The 23,083-nt window shown below is 54.0% G+C and carries 18 protein-coding genes; 12 read left to right on the forward strand and 6 right to left on the reverse strand.

Annotated elements, in window-relative coordinates; genetic code table 11:
- The first annotated feature begins 96 nt into the window (after nucleotides 1-96).
- From dapA to ypfH, 6 genes are all read left to right on the forward strand, one after another.
- The gene (gene dapA, locus ICA20_RS06970; RefSeq protein WP_006683510.1) at nucleotides 97-975 is read left to right on the forward strand and encodes a 4-hydroxy-tetrahydrodipicolinate synthase; all 879 of its coding nucleotides are present in this window, start codon (nucleotides 97-99) and stop codon (nucleotides 973-975) included.
- Nucleotides 976-991: 16 nt separating this feature from the next.
- Nucleotides 992-2,026 carry an outer membrane protein assembly factor BamC gene (gene bamC, locus ICA20_RS06975; RefSeq protein ID WP_038642564.1) on the forward strand — a complete coding sequence of 345 codons (1,035 nt, stop codon included), beginning with the start codon at nucleotides 992-994 and terminating at the stop codon, nucleotides 2,024-2,026.
- Nucleotides 2,027-2,137: 111 nt separating this feature from the next.
- Entirely contained in the window at nucleotides 2,138-2,851 is a 714-nt protein-coding gene (gene purC, locus ICA20_RS06980; RefSeq protein WP_038642562.1) for a phosphoribosylaminoimidazolesuccinocarboxamide synthase, read from the forward strand.
- A 128-nt stretch (nucleotides 2,852-2,979) separates the two neighbouring features.
- Nucleotides 2,980-3,843 (forward strand): neutral zinc metallopeptidase, encoded by an 864-nt coding sequence (locus tag ICA20_RS06985; RefSeq protein WP_038642560.1) that lies wholly within the window; start codon nucleotides 2,980-2,982, stop codon nucleotides 3,841-3,843.
- Nucleotides 3,844-3,858: 15 nt separating this feature from the next.
- A complete protein-coding gene (locus ICA20_RS06990; RefSeq protein WP_038642558.1) occupies nucleotides 3,859-5,874 on the forward strand; it encodes a GNAT family N-acetyltransferase in 2,016 nt (671 codons plus the stop codon).
- 73 nt (nucleotides 5,875-5,947) lie between these two features.
- Nucleotides 5,948-6,646: an esterase gene (gene ypfH, locus ICA20_RS06995; protein ID WP_038642556.1), complete on the forward strand. Its 699-nt coding sequence runs from the start codon at nucleotides 5,948-5,950 to the stop codon at nucleotides 6,644-6,646.
- A 103-nt stretch (nucleotides 6,647-6,749) separates the two neighbouring features.
- Here ypfH and ICA20_RS07000 read toward each other — a convergent pair whose 3' ends face one another.
- The 3 genes from ICA20_RS07000 to ICA20_RS07010 are packed head-to-tail and all read right to left on the reverse strand — an operon-like array spanning nucleotide 6,750 to nucleotide 8,465.
- Nucleotides 6,750-6,950: a membrane protein gene (locus ICA20_RS07000; RefSeq protein ID WP_003037974.1), complete on the reverse strand. Its 201-nt coding sequence runs from the start codon at nucleotides 6,948-6,950 to the stop codon at nucleotides 6,750-6,752.
- A gap of 27 nt (nucleotides 6,951-6,977) precedes the next feature.
- Nucleotides 6,978-8,105 carry a succinyl-diaminopimelate desuccinylase gene (gene dapE / locus ICA20_RS07005; RefSeq protein ID WP_038642554.1) on the reverse strand — a complete coding sequence of 376 codons (1,128 nt, stop codon included), beginning with the start codon at nucleotides 8,103-8,105 and terminating at the stop codon, nucleotides 6,978-6,980.
- 3 nt (nucleotides 8,106-8,108) lie between these two features.
- A complete protein-coding gene (locus ICA20_RS07010) occupies nucleotides 8,109-8,465 on the reverse strand; it encodes an ArsC family reductase (protein WP_038642552.1) in 357 nt (118 codons plus the stop codon).
- 388 nt (nucleotides 8,466-8,853) lie between these two features.
- On the opposite strand from ICA20_RS07010, the gene ypfM reads away from it, so the two are divergent.
- Entirely contained in the window at nucleotides 8,854-8,913 is a 60-nt protein-coding gene (ypfM, locus tag ICA20_RS07015) for a protein YpfM (RefSeq protein WP_001386977.1), read from the forward strand.
- A gap of 75 nt (nucleotides 8,914-8,988) precedes the next feature.
- Here the strand turns inward: ypfM and acrD are convergent, their stop codons facing one another.
- Nucleotides 8,989-12,102: a multidrug efflux RND transporter permease AcrD gene (gene acrD, locus ICA20_RS07020; protein WP_038642550.1), complete on the reverse strand. Its 3,114-nt coding sequence runs from the start codon at nucleotides 12,100-12,102 to the stop codon at nucleotides 8,989-8,991.
- A 184-nt stretch (nucleotides 12,103-12,286) separates the two neighbouring features.
- Nucleotides 12,287-13,984 (reverse strand): nitrate/nitrite two-component system sensor histidine kinase NarQ, encoded by a 1,698-nt coding sequence (gene narQ, locus ICA20_RS07025; protein ID WP_038642548.1) that lies wholly within the window; start codon nucleotides 13,982-13,984, stop codon nucleotides 12,287-12,289.
- A 263-nt stretch (nucleotides 13,985-14,247) separates the two neighbouring features.
- On the opposite strand from narQ, the gene aegA reads away from it, so the two are divergent.
- From aegA to ICA20_RS07040, 3 genes are all read left to right on the forward strand, one after another.
- Nucleotides 14,248-16,227: a formate-dependent uric acid utilization protein AegA gene (gene aegA, locus ICA20_RS07030; protein WP_038642546.1), complete on the forward strand. Its 1,980-nt coding sequence runs from the start codon at nucleotides 14,248-14,250 to the stop codon at nucleotides 16,225-16,227.
- Nucleotides 16,228-16,294: 67 nt separating this feature from the next.
- A complete protein-coding gene (gene nudK, locus ICA20_RS07035) occupies nucleotides 16,295-16,870 on the forward strand; it encodes a GDP-mannose pyrophosphatase NudK (RefSeq protein WP_006683526.1) in 576 nt (191 codons plus the stop codon).
- Between the two features lie 123 nt (nucleotides 16,871-16,993).
- Nucleotides 16,994-18,037: a DUF1176 domain-containing protein gene (locus ICA20_RS07040; protein ID WP_038642544.1), complete on the forward strand. Its 1,044-nt coding sequence runs from the start codon at nucleotides 16,994-16,996 to the stop codon at nucleotides 18,035-18,037.
- Here ICA20_RS07040 and tkt read toward each other — a convergent pair.
- Complete coding sequence (gene tkt, locus ICA20_RS07045; protein ID WP_038642542.1) at nucleotides 18,027-20,021, reverse strand: transketolase; 1,995 nt, start codon at nucleotides 20,019-20,021, stop codon at nucleotides 18,027-18,029. The genes ICA20_RS07040 and tkt overlap by 11 nt on opposite strands.
- Before the next feature lie 279 nt (nucleotides 20,022-20,300).
- Between tkt and maeB the strand changes: the two genes are divergently transcribed.
- On the forward strand, nucleotides 20,301-22,580 hold the full coding sequence (gene maeB / locus ICA20_RS07050; RefSeq protein WP_038642540.1) for an NADP-dependent oxaloacetate-decarboxylating malate dehydrogenase: 2,280 nt from the start codon (nucleotides 20,301-20,303) through the stop codon (nucleotides 22,578-22,580).
- Nucleotides 22,581-22,739: 159 nt separating this feature from the next.
- Complete coding sequence (eutS, locus tag ICA20_RS07055) at nucleotides 22,740-23,075, forward strand: ethanolamine utilization microcompartment protein EutS (protein ID WP_003037995.1); 336 nt, start codon at nucleotides 22,740-22,742, stop codon at nucleotides 23,073-23,075.
- Nucleotides 23,076-23,083 lie beyond the last annotated feature (8 nt).

Consider the following 23,083-nt stretch of genomic DNA (forward strand, 5'->3'; position numbering starts at 1 on the left):
AAACATGCATACAACAATCAGAACGGCTCTGGTCGCTTGCTTTTATTGTCGTACCAAACGTACCATTGAGACACTTGTTTGCACAGAGGATGGCCCATGTTCACGGGAAGTATTGTCGCGCTTGTTACGCCGATGGATGAGAAAGGTAAAGTCTGCCGGTCGAGCCTGAAAAAACTGATTGATTATCATGTCGCCAGCGGCACCTCGGCGATCGTTTCGGTTGGCACCACCGGTGAGTCTGCCACCCTGAGTCATGATGAACATGGCGATGTGGTGATGATGACGCTGGAGCTGGCCGACGGGCGTATTCCGGTAATTGCCGGAACGGGCGCCAATGCGACCGCAGAAGCCATTAGTCTGACGCAGCGTTTCAACGATAGCGGTGTTGTCGGCTGCCTGACGGTGACGCCGTATTACAACCGCCCAACCCAGGAAGGTTTGTTCCAGCATTTCAAAGCCATCGCTGAACATACTGACCTGCCGCAAATTCTGTATAATGTGCCGTCCCGTACTGGCTGCGATATGCTGCCAGAAACCGTTGGCCGTCTGGCGAAAGTAAAAAATATTATCGCTATTAAAGAGGCCACGGGGAACTTAAGTCGCGTTCATCAGATCAAAGAGCTGGTTTCAGACGACTTCATTCTGCTCAGCGGTGATGACGCGACCGGACTGGATTTTATGCAGCTCGGTGGTCATGGCGTGATTTCCGTAACGTCTAACGTTGCGGCGCGTGACATGGCTGAAATGTGCAAACTGGCGGCTGCAGGGCATTTTGCCGAGGCGCGGGTAATTAACCAGCGTCTGATGCCGTTACACAACAAACTTTTTGTCGAACCCAATCCTATCCCAGTGAAATGGGCATGTAAGGAGTTGGGACTTGTGGCGACCGATACGCTGCGTCTGCCGATGACGCCAATCACGGACAATGCTCGTGAAATCGTCAAGGCGGCGCTTAAGCATGCCGGTTTGCTGTAAAGTTTAGGGAGATTTGATGGCTTACTCAGTACAAAAGTCGCGCCTGGCCAAGGTTGCGGGTGTTTCGCTTGTTATGTTGCTCGCGGCCTGTAGTTCTGACTCGCGCTATAAGCGCCAGGTGAGCGGTGATGAATCCTATCTGGAGGCCGCACCGCTTGCTGAGCTTCATGCGCCAGCTGGGATGATTCTGCCGGTTATGTCGGGTGACTATAATATCCCGGTAACCAACGGTAGCGGTGCCGTGGGTAAAGCGCTGGACATTCGCCCACCGGCTCAGCCGTTAGCGTTAGTCACTGGCGCTCGTACCCAGATCGCAGGTGATACGTCGACATTACTGGTGGAAAATGGTCGTGGCAACACGCTGTGGCCACAGGTCGTTAGCGTCATTCAGTCTAAAAACTACACGATCGCGAAACGTGATGATGCCAGCCAGACGTTGACCACCGACTGGGTTGACTGGAACCGTCTGGATGAAGACGAGCAGTACCGTGGACGTTATCAAATCTCGGTGAAACCGCAGGGCTATCAGCAAGCGGTAACGGTGAAACTGACTAACCTCGAGCAGGCGGGTAAACCCGTAGCCGATGCGGCATCAATGCAGCGTTACAGCGCTGAGATGATGAACGTTATCTCTGCTGGTCTGGATAAGAACGCCACCGATGCAGCAAATGCCGCGCAGAACCGCTCTGCAGCCACCATGGACGTTCAGAGCGCCGCTGATGACACCGGTTTACCAATGCTGGTGGTGCGTGGACCGTTCAACGTGGTGTGGCAGCGTCTGCCGGCAGCGCTTGAGAAAGTGGGCATGAAAGTGACCGACAGCACCCGTTCTCAGGGCAGCATCGCCGTGACCTACAAACCGCTGTCTGATAGCAGCTGGCAGGAGCTGGGCGCAAGCGATCCAGGTCTGGTATCCGGCGACTATAAACTGCAGGTCGGTGATTTAGATAACCGCAGTAGTATGCAGTTTATCGATCCGAAGGGGCATACCCTGACGCAAAGCCAGAACGACGCGCTGGTCGCCGTCTTCCAGGCAGCGTTCAGTAAGTAAAAATGAAGGGCTGGATAACTCCAGCCCTTTTTTTCTGATATGATACGCAAACGTGTGCGTCGGCAGAAAAACGCAATATTTATCGTTAATTCACACCCAGGAGTAATAAAGATGCAAAAGCAAGCTGAGTTGTATCGTGGTAAAGCGAAGACCGTATACAGCACGGAAAACCCGGACCTGTTGGTGCTCGAATTCCGCAATGATACGTCAGCAGGGGATGGCGCGCGCATTGAACAGTTTGACCGTAAAGGCATGGTGAATAATAAGTTCAACCATTTCATTATGACTAAACTGCAAGAAGCGGGCATTCCTACCCAGATGGAGCGACTGCTTTCCGATACCGAATGTCTGGTGAAAAAACTGGAGATGGTACCGGTTGAATGTGTGGTGCGTAACCGCGCGGCGGGTTCACTGGTTAAGCGTTTAGGCGTTGAGGAAGGTATTGAACTGAATCCGCCGCTGTTTGATCTGTTCCTGAAAAACGATGCTATGCACGATCCAATGATTAACGATTCCTATTGCGAAACTTTTGGTTGGGTGAGCAAAGAGAATCTGGCGCGTATGAAAGAGCTGACCTACAAAGCGAACGACGTGCTGAAAAAGATGTTCGATGATGCGGGCCTGATTCTGGTCGATTTCAAACTTGAGTTTGGCTTGTATAAAGGTGAAGTGGTGCTGGGTGATGAATTCTCACCGGACGGTAGCCGTCTGTGGGACAAAGAAACGCTGGATAAAATGGACAAAGATCGCTTCCGCCAGAGCCTGGGCGGTCTGATCGAAGCCTATGAAGCCGTCGCGCATCGCCTGGGTGTCAACTTAGACTAATTCCCCTTTGAGCCGGCGATCGCTCACCGGCTCATCAATCTCGCCGATTTTGATTACTGTTTCTTATGGTAATCCTGTTCCGAACCGCCTACGATCATCATCATAATGAATAAAAAGTTGAGGTGATTATGCGCTGGCAAGGGCGTCGTGAAAGTGACAATGTAGAAGACAGACGAAACAGCTCCGGCGGCCCTTCTATGGGCGGGCCTGGTTTTCGTTTGCCCAGTGGTAAAGGCGGCATCATCCTGCTGATAGTGGTGCTGGTCGCAGGTTATTATGGCGTGGATCTCACCGGATTAATGACCGGTCAACCCGTTTCCCAACAGCAATCATCACACTCCATCAGCCCAAATGATGATGAAGTGGCAAAATTTACCTCGGTGATTCTGGCCACCACGGAGGATACCTGGGGACAGCAGTTTGAAAAAATGGGCCGGACCTATCAACAGCCGAAGCTGGTGATGTATCGGGGCGCTACGCGTACCGGATGCGGCGCAGGCCAGTCCGTGATGGGCCCGTTTTACTGCCCGGCGGATGGCACCGTGTACATCGACCTCTCCTTCTACGACGATATGAAAAACAAGCTGGGCGCCGATGGTGATTTTGCTCAGGGCTATGTTATCGCCCATGAAGTGGGCCACCACGTGCAGAAACTGCTGGGTATTGAACCGAAAGTTCGTCAGATGCAACAGAATGCCTCACAGGCTGAAGTGAACCGTCTTTCCGTGCGTATGGAACTGCAGGCGGATTGCTTTGCCGGCGTCTGGGGCCATAGTATGCAGCAGCAGGGCGTGCTGGAGTCCGGCGATCTGGAAGAGGCGCTGAACGCCGCGCAAGCTATCGGTGACGATCGCCTGCAGCAGCAAGGACAAGGCCGCGTTGTACCGGACAGCTTTACCCACGGAACTTCTGAACAGCGCTTTACCTGGTTCAAACGCGGCTTTGACAGCGGCGATCCGGGGCAGTGCAATACTTTTGGAAAAGGCATTTAAAATATAGAGGCAGGGATGTCTGATAACACGGCGCTGAGGGCGTTAACTGAACAGATGACCCGCGAAGGCATCCGCCGTCTGCTGGTTATCAGCGGCGAGGATAGCTGGCGTCAGGCGCAAGCGTTAGCGCTACGCAACGCGTTACCCGGCGACTGGCTATGGGTAGGGGCGCAAGCTCCTGCTGAGCCGAACTGTACGCCGCAGGCGCTGCAAATATTACTAGGGCGCGAATTCCATCATGCAGTTTTTGACGCCGGGCCGGGATTTGACGCTGCGGCGTTTGCCGCCTTAAGCGGCACGCTGATCGCCGGCAGTTGGCTGGTGTTGCTGACTCCCCCCTGGCATAGCTGGCACACGCATCCTGACGCGGATTCACTGCGCTGGAGTGACTGTGCTGACCCGATTCCAACGCCGCATTTTGTTGAACACGTCAAACGGGTCATTTCCCGTGATGGACAGGCGTTGCACTGGCAGCAGCATCAGCCCGCTACATATCCCCACTTTGCTGCTCGCGCCGACTGGCACGCGGCAACCGGTGAACCTCAGCCTGAACAGGCGCTGATTTTATCGCAGTTACTGACTATGCCTTCTGGCGTGGTTGCCGTGACGGCCGCGCGTGGTCGGGGAAAATCCGCGCTGGCGGGGCAACTGATTGCACGTATCAACGGGACTGCTATTGTTACCGCGCCAGCCAAAGCGGCAACCGATGTGCTGGCGCAATTTGCCGCAGAACGTTACCGTTTTATGGCCCCGGACGCGTTGTTAAGCAGTTCTGCAACCGCAGACTGGCTTATCGTTGATGAAGCCGCCGCAATCCCCGCGCCGCTACTGCATCAGTTAGTCGCGCGTTTTCCCCGCACGCTATTAACCACCACCGTTCAGGGCTATGAGGGAACCGGCAGAGGCTTCTTGTTGAAATTCTGCGCCCGCTTTCCCCATCTTCGACGTTTTGAGTTACAACAGCCCGTACGTTGGGCGCTGGGATGTCCGCTGGAGAAAATCGTCAGCGATGCGCTGCTGTTTGACGACGAAACGTTTACGCATGCCCCGTCGGGCGATCTCCATTTCAGTGCATTTGAACAACAATCCTGGCATGACAACCCGGCGCTGCCGGTAGCGGTATATCAACTGCTTTCCGGGGCGCACTATCGCACTTCGCCACTGGATCTGCGGCGAATGATGGACGCGCCTGGCCAGCATTTTCTCCAGGCATCGTGTGCAGACTCGGTGGCGGGCGCCGTCTGGTTGGTGGATGAAGGGGGACTGTCTGCGGAATTAAGCCAGGCCGTTTGGGCAGGATATCGCCGACCACGAGGAAATCTGGTTGCACAGTCACTGGCGGCGCACGGCGGTGATCCGTTGGCGGCAACGCTCATTGGACGGCGGGTAAGCCGAATTGCGGTTCATCCTGCTCGCCAGCGAGAAGGTATCGGGCAGCAGTTGATAATGCAGGCCCGGCGTTACTCCACGCAGTGTGACTATCTGTCCGTCAGTTTTGGGTATACGGTCGAACTCTGGCGTTTCTGGCAGCGCTGTGGTTTTATTCTGGTGCGAATGGGCAATCACCGCGAAGCCAGCAGCGGGTGCTATACCGCCATGGCGTTACTGCCTATTAGCGAAGCGGGAAAACGCCTCGCCGGGCGCGAACACCTGCGTCTGCGTCGCGATGCGGAGATCCTTACGCAGTGGAACGGTGAGGGCATTCCGCTGGACCCGTTGAAAGAGTCTACGCTTAATGAAGATGACTGGAATGATCTGGCGGGATTTGCCTTCGCCCATCGGCCATTACTGACGTCGCTTGGCTGTCTGACTCGTCTGCTTCAGCACAGCGAGTTACCTCTCCCGGCCTTGCGGGGGCGCTTACAGGCTAAACGCAGCGATGTCGAATTGTGCCAGCAGTTGAAGATCCCCGGGCGTAAAGCACTGCTGGTCGTTCAACGGGCCGAGGCGGCGCAGGCGCTGAAACAGTTGGATGCTGAACGTATACAGCGGCTACAAAATCGCATTATGCAATGGCAAAATTTTCACTAACTTCTTCAATTTACTGACATGGTCATTGCGGTTAAGCGGCGTAGAATGATTCTCATCAGTTAAGGAGATCGCCATGAAACATGACCATTTTGTTGTTCAAAGTCCTGATAAACCCGCTCAACAGCTACTGCTGCTGTTTCATGGTGTCGGCGATAACCCGGTTGCCATGGGCGAAATCGGCTCCTGGTTTGCACCGCTGTTTCCGGATGCGCTTATCGTCAGCATTGGCGGGGCTGAGCCTTATGGTTCTCCTTCCGGACGTCAGTGGTTTTCGGTTCAGGGCGTAACGGAGGAGAACCGGCAGGCGCGTGTTGACGCCATTATGCCGGTCTTTATTGAAACCGTGCGCTACTGGCAAAAACACAGCGGCGTTTCACCTCAGGCTACCGCGCTGATTGGTTTTTCTCAGGGGGCGATTATGTCGCTTGAGAGTATTAAAGCCGAGCCGGGGCTGGCATCGCGGGTCATCGCCTTCAATGGTCGCTACGCCACCTTACCAGAGGTTGCAACCACGGCTACGACGGTACATTTGATTCACGGCGGTGAAGACCGGGTAATTGAGTTATCTCACGCCGTTGCTGCGCAGGAAGTGTTAATTCGCGCTGGTGGAGATGTGACGCTGGATATCGTCGAAAATCTTGGGCACGCCATTGATGAACACAGCATGCAGTTTGCGCTCGATCATCTGCGTTTTACCGTACCGAAACACTACTTTGATGAAGCGCTGAGCGGTGGTAAGCCTCACGATGATGATGTGATTGAGATGATCTGATTGATCACAGTAGGCCGGACAAAACGCGAAGCGTTGCCATCCGGCACTTAATACCCGGTAGCGCTAATGCTTACCGGGCCTACGGGATTTATCGGCCTGGAAATTATTTCTTCGGTTGATCCTTGTTTGGCCAATCGTCGTCGTCGTCCCACTTATCGTTAAAGTCACGATGCGGGGGAAGCTCCGGCTTATTGGCGAGATATTTCTTAGGGTCGACACGCTTGAGATCTTTAATCACGTTCAGCAATACGCCTACCAGAAACACCAACACTAAAATCCACCAGTATTTTGCCAGCCAGTCCATGCTCATTTCCTCTTACAGGAACACTCATCAGGCGACGAGTTGTTCCATGATACGTTGATACATACGGGCCAGCAGTTGCAGGTCGGCGGCATTAACGCATTCATTAATTTTATGAATGGTCGCATTGACCGGCCCAAGCTCTACTACCTGTGCCCCCATGCGGGCAATAAAACGCCCGTCGGATGTCCCGCCTGTAGTCAGTAACTGCGGTTTAATTTCATTATAGTGCTCAATGGCGTTCACTACTGCATCCACCAGTTTACCGCGTGCGGTCAGGAACGGCTGACCGGAGAGCCACCAGTCGACGGTATAACGCAGTTGGTGTTTATCCAGCAGTTCCAGCACCCTGGCTTTAATCATTTCATCGGTTAATTCGGTGCTGAAACGGAAGTTGAACTGAATAAAGAGCTCGCCCGGGATAACATTGTTGCTGCCGGTTCCTGCCTGAATATTGGCAATCTGCATGCTGGTCGCCGGGAAGAACTCGTTACCCTGATCCCACTCGATCGCCACCAGTTCATTGAGCATAGGTGCTGCGCGGTGTACCGGGTTATCAGCCAGATGCGGGTAGGCTACGTGCCCCTGCACGCCGTGAATGGTCAGGTTGCAGGTCAGTGAACCACGACGACCATTTTTCACCACGTCGCCAACGATTTCCGTGCTGGACGGCTCGCCAACCAGACAATAATCGAGGCGTTCGTTCCGCGCCATGAGCGCTTCAACCACCTTCACGGTGCCATTTTTGGCGCTGGCCTCTTCGTCAGAGGTTATCAGGAATGCCAGGCGGCCCTGATGATTAGGATGTTGGGCGACAAAGCGTTCTGCGGCCACGACCATCGCCGCCAGCGAACCTTTCATATCGGCAGCGCCACGCCCAAACAACATGCCATCGCGAATGGTCGGTTCAAACGGCGGATTAATCCAGCGATCGACATCGCCGGCAGGCACTACGTCAGTGTGACCGGCAAATGCCAGGGTCTCACCTTTACCGCGCCATGCCCAAAAATTCTGCGTGTCACCAAAATCCATTCGCTCAACGGTAAAACCTACCGCGCGCAGGCGTTCAATCATTAACGCCTGGCACCCGGCATCATCCGGGCTCAGAGAAGGACGGCGAATAAGCTGCTGAGTCAGCTCAATAACCGGGCACGACATAGATTACACCTCATTAAAAAACTGCGTATAACTGGAATCACTGAAACCAAGCAGCATATGCTTACCCGGCGCGCAGAGCAATGGGCGTTTGATAATTGCAGGCATTTCAATCATCAACGCGGCGGCGGCGTCCGCAGTAGTGATTTGGCTACGCGTGGCTTCATCCAGTTTTCGCCAGGTGGTTCCACGCGTATTGAGCAGCGGCTCCCAACCTAATTCGCTGATAAAGGACTGTAATAGCGTGTTGTCCAGGCCGTCGACGCGATAATCATGGAAGCGGTAGTCGATCCCTCGTTCTTCTAACCAGCGTCTGGCTTTTTTAATCGTATCGCAATTCTTAATGCCGTAGAGAGTAATCATCTGAATCCTTATTGATGGAATTTGAATATTTATGCCTATGTTTTGTGAACATGAATAATACATATTGTCATTCAGGCGTTATAGAGAAATATAACATTGTTGAACAAGGGTGAATAATGATTCCTGAAAGTTCCAAAACTATCGTATAAATGAAAATCAGAATTTGCCTGTTTGCATCAGCCTGTTTTTCCATCAGAATTGTCAAAGTAGTAGATGATGTATGAACATTTCAAAATGTTGCAGTAAGTCACATAAAATTTATGGGTTTAGCGCATAGTGATCACATATACCCCAAACACGGGAGGATGTAATCACAACCATCGGTTAAATGATCTTCTTTTGATGATGATGATTTCGTAGAATGCTCATAATAATAAGAGAGGTTGTTATGATTGAACGTGAACTGGGGAACTGGAAAGACTTTATCGAAGTCATGCTTCGTAAATAATTTTCTGGAAGAAATTCATATCCTGCAAAGGATAAAAAAAGGCGACTCAACGTAAGTCGCCTTTTTTGTGTCCGATTATTCTGGGCGTGGCTTCAATGGGAAGCGTCGACGGACCAGCACAAAGAACAGGGGAACGAAGTAAATTGCCAGGATTGTGGCTGAGATCATCCCGCCCATTACACCGGTCCCCACCGCATGTTGACTGCCGGAACCTGCGCCATTGCTGATGGCCATCGGCAACACCCCAAAGATGAACGCCAGCGACGTCATCAGAATCGGGCGTAATCGCTGGCGACAGGCATGCAGCGTGGCATCAAGCAGATCGTGTCCTTTCTCGTTCATCTCATTGGCGAATTCAACAATCAATATCGCGTTCTTCGCTGAGAGTCCGATAACGGTTAATAACCCGACCTGGAAATACACATCGTTTTCCAGACCGCGCATCCAGGTGGCCAGCAGCGCGCCAATAACCCCCAGCGGCACGACCAGCATGACGGAGAAGGGCACCGACCAGCTCTCGTACAGCGCCGCCAGACACAGGAACACGACCAGCAGAGAGATGGCGTACAGGGCAGGGGCCTGAGAACCCGACAGTCGTTCCTGATAAGACATCGCCGTCCATTCCAGGCCAAATCCGGTCGGCAATTGGCGGACCAGCGACTCCATCACGTCCATCGCCGTACCGGTACTGACGCCGGGCGCGGCTTCACCGACAATCTCGACGGCAGAATAGCCGTTATAACGCTCCAGACGCGGTGAGCCGGTTTCCCAACGCGAGGTGGCAAAGGCCGAGAAAGGCACCATGCCGCCGCTATTATTGCGAACGTACCACAGGTTGATATCGTCCGGGAGCATGCGGTATTTTGCCGCCGCCTGGACGTAGACTTTCTTCACGCGGCCGCGGTCCATAAAGTCGTTAACGTAGCTGGAGCCCCAGGCCGTTTGCAATGTGTCGTTGATGTCGTCAATGGACACGCCCAGCGCCTGGGCTTTGCGCTGATCGATATCAATTTGCAATTGTGGACTGTCGTCGAGTCCGTTATGACGAACGCGGGTGAGGGACGCGTCTTTCCCGGCCAGCTCAATCAGCTTGTCGCGTGCGGCCATTAACGCGTCATGGCCCGCGCCGGCGTGATCCTGCAGTTCCATATCAAAACCAGCCGAACTTCCGAGGCCGCTTATGGCTGGAGGGCTGCTGGCGAAGACGCGAGCCTCTTTAATCTTATTAAACGCTTTGGTTGCGCGTTCGATGATGGCGAAGGAGGTCCCAGTGGTGGTGTCACGCTCATCCCAGTCTTTTAAACGCACGAACATACGCGCCACGTTTTGTCCGTTCCCGCCGGGGCCGGATCCTACCGTGGAAAAGACCGACATGATGTTGTCTTTTTCGTGGGTGAAGTAATACTTCTCTACTTCCTCTACCACTTTCAACGTTTGTTGTTGGGTGGAGCCGCTGGGGAGCTGTATCGAGGTGGTAAACATTCCACGGTCTTCCAGCGGCAGGAAGGAAGTCGGCAGACGCAGGAACAGGAAGACCATACCGCCGAGCAGCAGAACGTAGATCAGGATCCAGCGCAGGCTGCGATGCAGGATCCGGGCAACGCCTTTTTCGTAGCGTTCGGCATTGCGGTTAAACATGCGGTTAAACCAACCGAAGAAACCGGTCTGCCCGTGTTGTTCGCCTTTATGCAGCGGTTTAAGCAGCGTGGCGCACAGCGCAGGGGTGAGGATCATCGCCACCAGAACGGACAGCACCATCGCGGAAACAATGGTAATCGAGAACTGGCGATAAATAGCCCCGGTAGTGCCGCCGAAGAAGGCCATTGGGATAAACACCGCCGACAGTACCATGGCGATACCGACCAGCGCGCCCTGGATTTGTCCCATCGATTTTCGCGTGGCTTCACGCGGTGAGAGGCCCTCCTCACTCATAATACGCTCGACGTTTTCCACTACCACAATGGCGTCATCCACCAGCAGGCCGATCGCCAGCACCATCGCAAACATGGTTAACGTGTTCACGCTATAGCCAAAGGCGTAGAGCACGGAGAAGGTACCCATCAGCACGACGGGAACGGCGATAGTGGGAATCAGCGTGGCGCGGAAATTTTGCAGGAACAGGTACATGACCAAAAATACCAGCGCGATCGCTTCCAGCAGCGTTTTTACCACGTCGATGATTGAGGCTTTTACGAAGGAGGTGGTTTCATACGCCACCTTATATTCCAGCCCGTGCGGAAAATATTGCGACAGCTCGTTCAGGCGGTTAATAACCAGCGTTGCCGTTGCCATTTCATTGGCGCCTGAGGCCAGCTTCACGCCCAGACCGGAGGCGGGATTACCGTTAAAGCGGCTGAGATAATCATACTTTTCAGCCCCCATTTCGACCGTCGCCACGTCGCCCAGTTTAACTTCCGAACCATCCTGGTTAACGCGCAGAGTAATATCGCGGAATTGATCCGGAGTCTGCAGCAGCGACTGGGCATTAATCGTCGCATTCAGCGCCTGTTTGTCCACTGAAGGCGTGCCGCCAAGTTGCCCGACGGCAATCTGCGCATTCTGTGACTCGATAGCGTCGGTCACATCTTTGGCGGTCATCTGGAAGCTGTTAAGTTTGGCCGGGTCGAGCCAGATACGCATGGAGTATTGTGAACCGTAGGCGTCGATATCCCCCACGCCGTTTATACGACTGAGCGGGTCCTGAATATTACTCGCCACGTAATCGGCGATGTCCTGCTTATCCATGGAGCCATCGGTAGAGACGAAGGCGATGGTCAGAATATTGGTATCCCCGGTTTTGCGTACCGTGACCCCTTGATCCTGTACCGCCTGCGGCAGCTTACGCATTGCCGATTGCAGTTGGTTTTGCACCTGCTGTACGGCTTCATCAGGATCGGTCCCGGCGACAAAACTCAGCGTAACCGTCGCCTGGCCTGTCCCGCTGCTCTGTGATGACATATACATCAGATTATCGAGACCGGTCATATTCTGCTCAATGACCTGGGTCACGGTGTTTTCCAGCGTTTGTGCAGATGCACCAGGATAGTTGGCGGTTACCCGCACGTTGGGCGGGGCCAGATCGGGATATTGCTCAACGGGTAGCGAAAAAATAGCCAGGGCTCCTGTCAGACACAACAGGATAGCTAACACCCAGGCAAAAATGGGGCGATCGATGAAAAAATTCGCCATTAAAAGGGGACCTCGTGTTTCTGCGTATCGTTATGGGTATGACTTGCTTCACTTTAGCGGCAAGGTACGGGGCAAACGTGGAGAAAAAAAGAAGATAATGTAAATTATCATGCCCGTTTACAGCATACCTTTTGTGCCAGCGCCGTCAGACCTGGATCCAGACCCGACGGCGCTTTGCGGTTCTTTACGTTAGCTTACTGTCGGATTCAGCTGAACGAAAACTGATGCTTACCAGCGTTCCCCCACCGGAGGGCTGCGAGAAGGTCAACGTGCCGCTCAGTCTTTCCGCTCGTTCACGCATAATATTTAATCCATAGTGCCCGGTAGGCTCATGCGGTTCGCCAATGCCGATGCCGTTATCGCGAATATAAACCGTATGATTGCCATCCGGCGCGGTGACGCAACTGACGGCAATTTCGGTTGCGTTAGCATGCTTAATTGCGTTCAGCACCGCTTCACGAACAATCTGCAGCAGATGCACCTGCATTTGCGCATCCAGCGCCAGCGTAGGCAACCGGCAATCGAGCATCAGTTTAGCTGAGGTCTGATTTTGCAGTGTTTCCAGCATTTCATGTAGGGCGGAGGGTAAATCGGCCTGCTGTAAGGTCAGACGGAAGGTGGTCAGCAGCTCGCGCAGTTGACGATAGGCATCATTCAGCGCCTGAGAGAAATCCGCCATAATACTTTGCGCCGGAGCGTTATCCTCTGGAATCGAACGCTTCAGCAGCGTGAGCTGAATGCGTAGATAAGAGAGCACCTGCGCCAGCGAGTCGTGCAGTTCGCGTGCAATGGTCGCGCGCTCTTCCATTAACAACAGCTGCTGAAAATGTTTTTGCGCCTGGTTGAAGTACAACCCGCGTCCCAGCATAGAAGATACGCTGTTGAGCAGCGGGGTCGAGGCATTGACGTTTGGACTTTGCCAGTGCAGTTCGCCGTAGACGGTTTCCTGCATCGTGACCGGCAGGATTTGCATTGGCAGCTCGGGGCTTTTGCTCCCTTCACTAATCCGCCAGTTATCACCGACGGTAAGCTCCAGGAAATACGCGGCGTCATGTTCGCGAACAATCTGTAAAATATGGCGGAAGCAGTACACATCAATCTGACTGGTATTGAGCGCCTGAGAGCACTGATACAGCACCTCCAGACGGCGATTGGCTTCGTGGAGATCGTGGGTTTTCTCTGCGACCGAGGCTTCCAGTGAACGGTACAGCTTGTGTAATTCACTCGACATCTGGCTAAAGGTCTTGCCCAGCAGCCCCAGTTCGTTGGGTAAACCGGTATCCAGCGGTGGAATATCAAACTGACCGTGCTCAATATGCTGGCTGGCCATTACCAGCTTATTTAGCGGTCGCACCACCTGCTGGCGAATGCGCCGCAGGGTAAAGAAGACGAGCGTGAATATGCCAATCCCGCCTGCCAGCGAAATACCAAAAACCAGCATCACTTTGCGTTCGGCGTAATGTTGCAACGCCAGCACGAAGAGATCGATTTGATCGACATAGTTATTGATATTGGCCTGGTACCATTTTAAATCGCCATCGATCAGGCGGGCGTTCATTTCCAGCCAGTTTGCATGCAGTCGTCCATAGCGACTTTTCACCGCTTGCGGTACATACCACGCATTCAGATTTTGTAATGCCGACGAGTTTAGCGCCTGCTGGAAAAGTTGGCGGTGGGCGTTGAGCTGCGGGCTTTGGCTTTGCAGATCGTAACCCAGACGGTAGCTTTGCATGCGCAATGAGCCAGCAACGTTGATGGCTTCAGCATCCCGCAAGCTGCTGGTCAGCGTGAGCAACGCAATACCCGTTGAGAGAATCGACAACAGCACGATGTAGAAAAAAGCCTTGGCCAGGCTGGCCGAGACCGGACGCTTTACCGTCACTTGTGCATCCTCACACAATACACGTCGCGCCTTGATACAGCCCGAACGATACGGTGTATTTGATAAATGTTAATAAAACGCCATGAAACTGGATGGTAACTGAAACACAATTTCATATGCGATGAAATAAATTGATCTGCCACAGGTTCTGGATAAATAGTTGTGCTTCCTGGGCAAATGAACATTGCCGCTTCCTTCCGTGTCGGTTAATAACAACAATCATATAAAGAATAAGGTTTTTGCAACCAAAAAAGAAGGAAGCCATGAATCGTTTTATTATGGTCAATAGCCAGCAGTGCCTGGGTTGCCATGCCTGTGAGGTCGCTTGCGTCATGGCCCACAATGGCGAGCAGCATGTCCTGAGCCCGCGGCATTTTCAGCCCCGAATTACCGTCATCAAGCATCAGCAACAGCGCAGTGCGGTGACCTGCCACCACTGTGAAGATGCCCCCTGCGCCAGAAGTTGCCCAAACGGGGCAATCAGCCATGATAACGACAGCGTGCAGGTGAACCCGCAAAAGTGTATTGGCTGCAAATCGTGCGTCGTGGCCTGTCCCTTTGGCACGATGCAGATCGTACTCACTCCCGTGGCTAAAGGAAAGGTGAAAGCGACTGCGCATAAATGCGATTTGTGCCAGGGGCGTGAAGAAGGCCCCGCCTGCGTGGAAAACTGTCCGGCACAGGCGTTACAGCTGGTGACGGAAAACGCGCTTACCGGCCTGTCAAAAGCGCGCAGACTGCGTACAGCCAGCCTGGAGAGTCAGCCCTGGCACAGTAGCGCTACCGATTTTGTTCAGGATGCCATCACCAAACGTGAGCAAATGCAGGCGACGCCTGCGCGTGGTGAGCCAGATAAGCTGGCGATTGAAGCCCGAAAAACCAGCTTTGAAGAGATCTATCTGCCGTTTCGCACGGCGCAGGCGGAGCGGGAAGCATCCCGCTGTCTGAAATGCGGCGACCACAGTATTTGCGAATGGACCTGCCCACTGCATAACCATATTCCGCAGTGGATAGAACTGGTCAAAGCCGGGAACATCGACGCGGCGGTTGAGCTTTCTCATCAGACCAACTGCCTGCCGGAAGTGACCGGGCGCGTGTGTCCCCAGGACCGGCTCTGCGAAGGGGCATGCACGGTGCGTAACGAGCATGGCGCGGTGACTATCGGTAATATTGAGCGTTATATTTCTGACCGGGCGCTGAGCAAAGGTTGGCTACCGGACTTAAGCCACGTACAGAAAGTGGATAGGCGCGTCGCGATTATCGGCGCGGGTCCGGCAGGCCTGGCCTGTGCGGATGTGTTAGCGCGAAACGGCGTTAGCGCCACCGTATACGATCGCCATCCTGAAATCGGCGGTTTGCTGACGTTTGGCATACCGGCCTTCAAGCTGGACAAAACGCTGCTGGCGCGTCGCCGTGAAATCTTCAGCGCCATGGGCATTCATTTCGAACTTAACTGTGAAGTGGGTAGGGATGTGGCGCTGGCGACGCTGCTGGAAGAGTACGATGCCGTATTTGTGGGCGTGGGGACCTATCGTTCCATGAAGGCGGACCTGCCGAATGAAGATGCGCCGGGCGTTTATGATGCGCTGCCGTTCCTGATTGCCAACACCAAACAGGTGATGGGGCTGGATGAACTGCCTGAAGAACCGTTTATCGATACCGCCGGGCTGAACGTTGTGGTGCTGGGCGGAGGCGATACGGCGATGGACTGCGTGCGTACCGCGCTGCGTCACGGGGCAAGCCAGGTTACCTGCGCCTATCGTCGTGATGAAGCCAACATGCCGGGTTCGAAAAAAGAGGTGAAAAACGCGCGTGAAGAGGGGGCGAACTTTGAGTTTAACGTCCAGCCGGTTGAGCTGGTGTTGAATGCCGATGGACGAGTCAGCGGCGTGCGTTTCTTACGTACCCAGCTTGGCGAGCCGGACGCGAATGGGCGTCGACGTCCGGTGCCGATCGCCGGGAGTGAGTTTGTTATGCCTGCAGACGCGGTGATCATGGCGTTTGGTTTCCACCCGCACGGTATGCCGTGGCTGGAGGCGCATGGCGTTAAGGTCGATAACTGGGGACGCATTGCCGCCAACGTTGAGAGCGCGTACCGTTATCAAACCAGTAACCCGAAAATCTTTGCCGGCGGAGATGCGGTACGCGGTGCGGACCTGGTGGTCACGGCGATGGCTGAAGGGCGGCATGCTGCCCAAGGGATCGTCGACTGGCTGGGCGTAAAATCAGTCAAATCTCACTAGCCGAAGGTCAAGACAAACCCGGTTTCACGGCGTAGTATTATTTCTCACTTCTCGCCGTGGAGCCGGTATGTCGCAAAAAATTACCCTCATCAAAGATAAAGTCCTTTCTGATAACTACTTCATCCTGCGCAATATTACCTATGATCTGACCCGAAGTAACGGTGAGGTGATTCGTCACAAGCGCGAGGTTTACGATCGCGGCAACGGCGCCACAATTCTGCTGTATAACGCGGAGAAGAAAACCGTGGTTCTCATCCGTCAGTTCCGCGTCGCGACCTGGGTCAACGGTAACGAAGACGGCCAACTGATTGAAACCTGCGCCGGACTACTGGATAACGACGAACCAGAAGCGTGTATTCGTAAAGAGGCGATTGAAGAGACCGGCTATGAAGTGGGGGAAGTGCGTAAACTGTTCGAACTCTACATGTCGCCGGGCGGCGTAACGGAGCTGATCCATTTCTTTATCGCGCAATACAGCGACAGTCAGCGGGCAAATGCAGGCGGCGGTGTTGAAGATGAAGATATTGAGGTTCTGGAGTTGCCGTTCACGCAGGCGCTGGAAATGATTAAAACGGGTGAGATCCGTGACGGCAAAACGGTGCTGTTGTTGAACTACCTGCAGTCGTCGCACCTTATGGATTAACCCTGAGTATTAATATTTATTTACAAATAGACGGCCAATCCGACGATTCTTATTGAGCCACATCAGTCGCGCAAGGAAGATACCGCTTAGGCTGTGTGTTTTAATTCCGGGGTTGTACCGTCCATGCGCTATCGCGTCATTTTCATTTTTCTGCTCGGGCTGATTCCCGTCCGTTTGCTGTGGGCCGCGCCCGCGCAGCAGGCGTTTTCTGACTGGCAGGTGACGTGTAATAACCAGAATTTTTGCGTGGCGCGCAATACCGGAGAACATCACGGCCTGGTCATGACCCTCAGCCGCAGCGCCGGGGCGCACACCGATGCGGTGTTGCGTATTGAACTGGGAGGGCTGGAGCCTTCCCATGCTAAAGAGAGCGAAATTGCGCCGCGCCTGTTGCTGGATGGCGCACCGCTTTCGCTTAGCGGTGAGCACTGGCGTATTACCCCCTGGCAACTGATGACCGATGATCCGGTCACTATTAGCGCATTTTTACAAACCGTACAGGACGCGAAGGCAATAACCCTGCAAAAAGGCGCGCAAAATCTTTCACTGATCGGATTAAAAGCCGCATTACTGTTTATCGACGCCCAGCAAAAACGCGTGGGGAGCGAAACCGCCTGGATCGAAAAAGGTGATGAGCCGCCGCTTAGCGTACCGCCAGCCCCGGCCCTGAAAGGTGTGGCTGTCATTAACCCAACGCCAACGCCCTTAACGCAACAAGAGCGCAGTGAGCTGCTGGATTATGGTAACTGGCGCATCAATGGTATTCGCTGCTCGATCGATCCACTGCGTCGCGAGATGCGCGTCACGGCCCTGACGGATGACAAAGCGTTACTGATGATCGGCTGTGAAGCCGGGGCGTATAACACCATCGATCTGGCGTGGATTGTTTCACGCGCAAAACCGTTAACCTCCAGTGCCGTCCGTTTGAGTCTGCCATTTAAAACGGATGCCGAAAGTCGGGATATGGAACTGACCAACGCCACGTTTGACGAGAAGTCGCGGGAACTGGTCACCCTCGCCAAAGGACGAGGGTTGGCTGATTGCGGTATCCAGACGCGCTGGCGCTACGACGGACAGCGGTTTCGCCTGGCGCGTTATGCCCAGGAACCAAGTTGCGATAACTGGCATGGGCCAGATGCCTGGCCCACATTGTGGATCACGCGTTAAGTACTTTATGCGCTTTGGCGACGATGTTATCTACCGTAAAGCTGAAGAACGGGAACAATTTATCGGCCGGAGCCGATTCTCCATAACCGGTCATGCCGACAATTGCCCCCTTTAGACCGACATATTTGTACCAGTAATCGGCAATGCCTGCTTCCACCGCCACCCGGGCGCTGACGTTTGCTGGTAAGACAGATTCCCGGTACGCCTCATCCTGAGCGTCAAAAATATCGGTCGAGGGCAGAGAAACCACACGCACGTTACGACCCTCACCGGTCAGTTTTTCCGCCGCCAGCAGCGTGATTTCCATTTCTGAACCGGTAGCAATCAAAATAACATCCGGTTTACCGCCGCTGTCCTTCAGCACATATCCCCCGCGGGCAATCTGCTGCACCTGTTCAGGTGTACGCTCAACCTGCGCCAGATTTTGTCTGGAGAGGATTAGCGCCGTTGGCCCGTCATGGCGTTCGACCGCCAGCTTCCAGCCTACTGCCGCCTCAACCTGATCGCACGGTCGCCAGGTGCTGAAATTAGGCGTCAGACGCAGGCTGGCGAGCTGTTCGACGGCCTGGTGCGTAGGACCATCCTCCCCCAGACCAATCGAGTCGTGGGTATAAACCATGATTTGTCTGGCCTTCATCAACGCCGCCATGCGCGCGGCATTACGGGCATATTCGACAAACATCAGGAACGTGGCGGTGTACGGCACAAAGCCACCGTGATGGGCGATACCGTTGGCAATCGCGGTCATGCCAAACTCCCGCACGCCATAGTGGATGTAATTTCCGGCGGGATCCTCTTTAAGCGACGTAGATCCTTTCCAAATGGTCAGGTTGCTCGGCGCCAGATCCGCTGAGCCGCCAAGCAGTTCAGGCAGTATCGGCCCGTAGGCGTTCAGGGTATTTTGCGAGGCCTTACGGGTGGCGATTTTGGCCGGATTAGCCTGTAAGTCGGTAATGTACTTCTGGGTCGTTTCTTCCCACTGTTCCGGTAGCCCGCCGCTCATTCGACGGGTAAATTCAGCCGCCAGCTGCGGGTGTGCTTGTTGATACGCCGCGAATTTCTCGTTCCAGGCCTGTTGCGCTTTCTCACCTTTTTCCCGTGCATCCCACGCCCGGTAAATCTCTTTGGGGATCTCAAAAGCAGGATGGTGCCACCCCAGCTTCTGTCGGGTTAGCGCCACTTCTTCTTCACCCAGCGCGGCGCCGTGCGCTTCTTCTTTCCCGGCTTTATTCGGTGAGCCAAAACCAATCACCGTGCGGCAGATAATCAGCGATGGCTTATCGGTAACAGCCTGCGCTTCCTGAATCGCTTTTTTCACCGCCTCAGGATCATGACCGTCAATCTCATGCACCACATGCCAGTGATAGGCCTCAAAGCGTTTCGCGGTATCGTCGGTAAACCAGCCGTCGGTTTCGCCATCGATCGAGATGCCGTTGTGATCGTAGAAGCCGATCAGTTTGCCCAATCCCAGGGTTCCCGCCAGGGAACAAACCTCGTGGGAAATCCCTTCCATCAGGCAGCCGTCGCCCATAAACACCCAGGTATAGTGGTTAACAATCTCATGATTCGGCTGGTTAAATTGCGCCGCCAGCGTGCGTTCGGCAATCGCCAGGCCAACCGCGTTGGCTAAACCCTGACCCAGCGGGCCGGTGGTGGTTTCCACGCCCGGCGTGTAGCCGATTTCCGGGTGCCCTGGCGTCTTCGAATGCAGTTGGCGGAAGTTCTTCAACTCCTCTAACGGCAAATCGTAGCCGGAAAGATGCAGCAGACTGTAAAGCAGCATTGAAGCGTGACCATTGGACAGAATAAACCGGTCACGATCGTACCAGGTGGGATCGGTCGGGTTATGGCGGAGGAAATCATTCCACAGTACTTCGGCGATATCGGCCATTCCCATTGGTGCGCCGGGGTGGCCTGAGTTAGCTTTTTGTACGGCATCCATACTTAGCGCACGAATGGCATTGGCAAGCTCTTTACGGGTCATAGGAAATACTCCTTGAAAAGTAAAGCGTTAGATGCGTGTGTTAATTCACACTTTTGGGAAAATTGCGGGCTGCACACGCAAAAAGCATAGCAGACAAGCATGGCATTGCTGGATTAAGCAGGTAACATGGCTGTTATAAGTTGATAACAAATTCTTTCTTTGAATGGCGAGAGTTTGGGGACCTTCAAAGTTTGGGCCGCTGACTGAGGTGATAATGTGCGGCTCGTAGCATGGTTACCCGCGCCACTTTTTTGATCGACACGTGAAAGGAACAACAAGATGGATGACCAGTTAAAACAAAGTGCCCTCGATTTCCACGAATTTCCAGTACCAGGTAAAATTCAGGTTTCTCCGACCAAGCCTCTTGCAACACAGCGCGATCTTGCTCTGGCCTACTCGCCAGGCGTTGCAGCGCCGTGTCTGGAAATTGAAAAGGACCCGCTGGCGGCCTACAAATATACCGCGCGCGGCAACCTGGTTGCGGTTATCTCCAACGGTACAGCGGTGCTGGGCCTTGGCAATATCGGCGCACTGGCTGGCAAACCGGTGATGGAAGGAAAAGGCGTTCTGTTTAAGAAATTCGCCGGGATTGACGTGTTCGACATCGAAGTGGATGAGCTTGATCCGGATAAATTTATCAATGTCGTGGCGGCCCTGGAGCCAACGTTTGGCGGCATCAACCTCGAAGACATCAAAGCGCCGGAATGCTTCTACATTGAGCAAAAACTGCGCGAGCGTATGAATATACCGGTATTCCATGATGATCAGCACGGCACGGCGATCATCAGCACCGCCGCAATTCTTAACGGTCTGCGGGTGGTAGAGAAAAATATCTCTGACGTACGCATGGTGGTGTCTGGCGCAGGTGCGGCGGCGATTGCCTGTATGAACCTGCTGGTGGCGCTGGGGATGCAGAAACACAATATTGTGGTCTGCGACTCCAAAGGCGTGATTTACAAAGACCGCGAACCGAACATGGCGGAAACCAAAGCGGCTTACGCGGTAGTGGATGACGGTAAACGTACGCTGGATGACGTGATTGACGGTGCAGACATTTTCCTCGGCTGCTCCGGTCCCAAAGTGCTGACCCAGGAAATGGTCAAGAAGATGGCGCGTGCGCCGATGATCCTGGCACTTGCCAACCCGGAACCGGAAATCCTGCCGCCGCTGGCAAAAGAGGTGCGCTCGGACGCTATCATTTGTACCGGTCGTTCCGACTACCCGAACCAGGTTAACAACGTTCTCTGCTTCCCGTTCATCTTCCGTGGCGCGCTGGACGTCGGCGCTACCGCCATCAACGAAGAGATGAAACTGGCCGCGGTACACGCCATTGCTGAGCTGGCGCACGCCGAGCAGAGCGAAGTGGTGGCCTCCGCCTATGGCGACCAGGACCTGAGCTTTGGCCCGGAATACATCATCCCTAAACCGTTCGACCCGCGTCTGATTGTTAAAATCGCCCCGGCGGTAGCAAAAGCGGCGATGGACTCCGGTGTGGCAACGCGTCCGATTGCTGACTTTGACGCTTATATCGATAAGCTGACCGAATTTGTCTACAAAACCAACCTGTTCATGAAGCCGATTTTCTCCCAGGCACGTAAAGCGCCGAAGCGTGTGGTGCTGACGGAAGGGGAAGAGGCGCGTGTGCTGCATGCGACTCAGGAGCTGATCACCTTAGGTCTGGCGAAGCCGATCCTGATTGGTCGTCCGAGTGTGATCGAAATGCGTATCCAGAAACTGGGACTGCAGATCAAAGCCGGCGTCGATTTTGAAATCGTTAACAATGAGTCCGATCCGCGCTTTAAAGAGTACTGGAACGAGTACTACCAGATCATGAAGCGCCGTGGTATTACCCAGGAGCAGGCGCAGCGTGCGGTGATTGCCAACACTACGGTTATCGGCGCGATCATGGTGCAGCGCGGTGAAGCCGATGCGATGATCTGCGGTACGATTGGTGACTATCATGAGCACTTCAGCGTGGTGAAAGAGGTGTTTGGTCACCGTGATGGCGTGCATACAGCCGGGGCGATGAACGCACTGCTGCTGCCAAGCGGTAACACCTTTATCGCCGACACCTACGTCAACGATGACCCAACGCCGGAGCAACTGGCTGAAATCGCCGTGATGGCGGCAGAAACCGTGCGTCGCTTTGGTATCGAACCGAAGGTGGCATTACTGTCACATTCCAACTTTGGCTCATCAAATTGTCCGTCTGCCAGCAAAATGCGTGAAGCACTGGCGCTGATTAAGGCGCGTGCGCCAGAATTGATGATTGACGGTGAAATGCACGGTGATGCCGCGCTGGTGGAAAGTATCCGTAACGACCGTATGCCGGATAGCCCACTGAAAGGCTCAGCCAATATTCTGGTGATGCCGAATATGGAGGCTGCTCGTATTAGTTACAACTTACTACGTGTTTCCAGCTCCGAAGGCGTAACGGTCGGCCCAGTGTTGATGGGGGTAGCGAAACCGGTGCACGTATTAACGCAGATCGCCTCTGTTCGTCGTATCGTTAATATGGTGGCGCTGGCCGTTGTAGAAGCTCAAACACAGCCGCTGTAATTTCACTTTAATTATTTCTGGCGCGGGTATCTCCCGCGCCTTTTTATTTTCCTTTTCTTAGTGATCCACTTCACCTTTTAAACCTGGTTGCCGAATTTTGTTATTTACTCTGACAAAAAATTGCCACGATGAGGGCAGTTTCAGCGGAGGCGGTGAGCAATGGAAAAAGAACGCATCATTCAGGAATTTGTGCCGGGGAAACAGGTCACGCTGGCGCATCTCATTGCGCACCCTGGCGAAGAACTGGCGAAAAAGATCGGCGTTCCCGAGGCGGGCGCCATCGGCATTATGACGCTGACGCCAGGCGAAACCGCGATGATTGCCGGTGACTTAGCCATGAAGGCGGCGGATGTACATATCGGCTTTCTCGATAGATTCAGCGGGGCACTGGTGATTTATGGCTCGGTAGGCGCGGTAGAAGAAGCGCTATTACAGACGGTGAGCGGTCTGGGTCGGTTATTAAATTTCACGTTGTGCAACCTGACAAAAAGTTAATCAGAGGC

The organism is Citrobacter sp. C5_2 (genome assembly GCF_014596845.2).
GTDB lineage: Bacteria > Pseudomonadota > Gammaproteobacteria > Enterobacterales > Enterobacteriaceae > Citrobacter > Citrobacter werkmanii.

Coding starts and splice junctions, on each gene's coding strand:
- dapA (WP_006683510.1), top strand. CDS start 97: ATGTTCACGGGAAGTATTGTCGCGCTTGTTACGCCGATGGATGAGAAA.
- bamC (WP_038642564.1), top strand. CDS start 992: ATGGCTTACTCAGTACAAAAGTCGCGCCTGGCCAAGGTTGCGGGTGTT.
- purC (WP_038642562.1), top strand. CDS start 2,138: ATGCAAAAGCAAGCTGAGTTGTATCGTGGTAAAGCGAAGACCGTATAC.
- ICA20_RS06985 (WP_038642560.1), top strand. CDS start 2,980: ATGCGCTGGCAAGGGCGTCGTGAAAGTGACAATGTAGAAGACAGACGA.
- ICA20_RS06990 (WP_038642558.1), top strand. CDS start 3,859: ATGTCTGATAACACGGCGCTGAGGGCGTTAACTGAACAGATGACCCGC.
- ypfH (WP_038642556.1), top strand. CDS start 5,948: ATGAAACATGACCATTTTGTTGTTCAAAGTCCTGATAAACCCGCTCAA.
- ICA20_RS07000 (WP_003037974.1), bottom strand. CDS start 6,950: ATGGACTGGCTGGCAAAATACTGGTGGATTTTAGTGTTGGTGTTTCTG.
- dapE (WP_038642554.1), bottom strand. CDS start 8,105: ATGTCGTGCCCGGTTATTGAGCTGACTCAGCAGCTTATTCGCCGTCCT.
- ICA20_RS07010 (WP_038642552.1), bottom strand. CDS start 8,465: ATGATTACTCTCTACGGCATTAAGAATTGCGATACGATTAAAAAAGCC.
- acrD (WP_038642550.1), bottom strand. CDS start 12,102: ATGGCGAATTTTTTCATCGATCGCCCCATTTTTGCCTGGGTGTTAGCT.
- aegA (WP_038642546.1), top strand. CDS start 14,248: ATGAATCGTTTTATTATGGTCAATAGCCAGCAGTGCCTGGGTTGCCAT.
- nudK (WP_006683526.1), top strand. CDS start 16,295: ATGTCGCAAAAAATTACCCTCATCAAAGATAAAGTCCTTTCTGATAAC.
- ICA20_RS07040 (WP_038642544.1), top strand. CDS start 16,994: ATGCGCTATCGCGTCATTTTCATTTTTCTGCTCGGGCTGATTCCCGTC.
- tkt (WP_038642542.1), bottom strand. CDS start 20,021: ATGACCCGTAAAGAGCTTGCCAATGCCATTCGTGCGCTAAGTATGGAT.
- maeB (WP_038642540.1), top strand. CDS start 20,301: ATGGATGACCAGTTAAAACAAAGTGCCCTCGATTTCCACGAATTTCCA.
- eutS (WP_003037995.1), top strand. CDS start 22,740: ATGGAAAAAGAACGCATCATTCAGGAATTTGTGCCGGGGAAACAGGTC.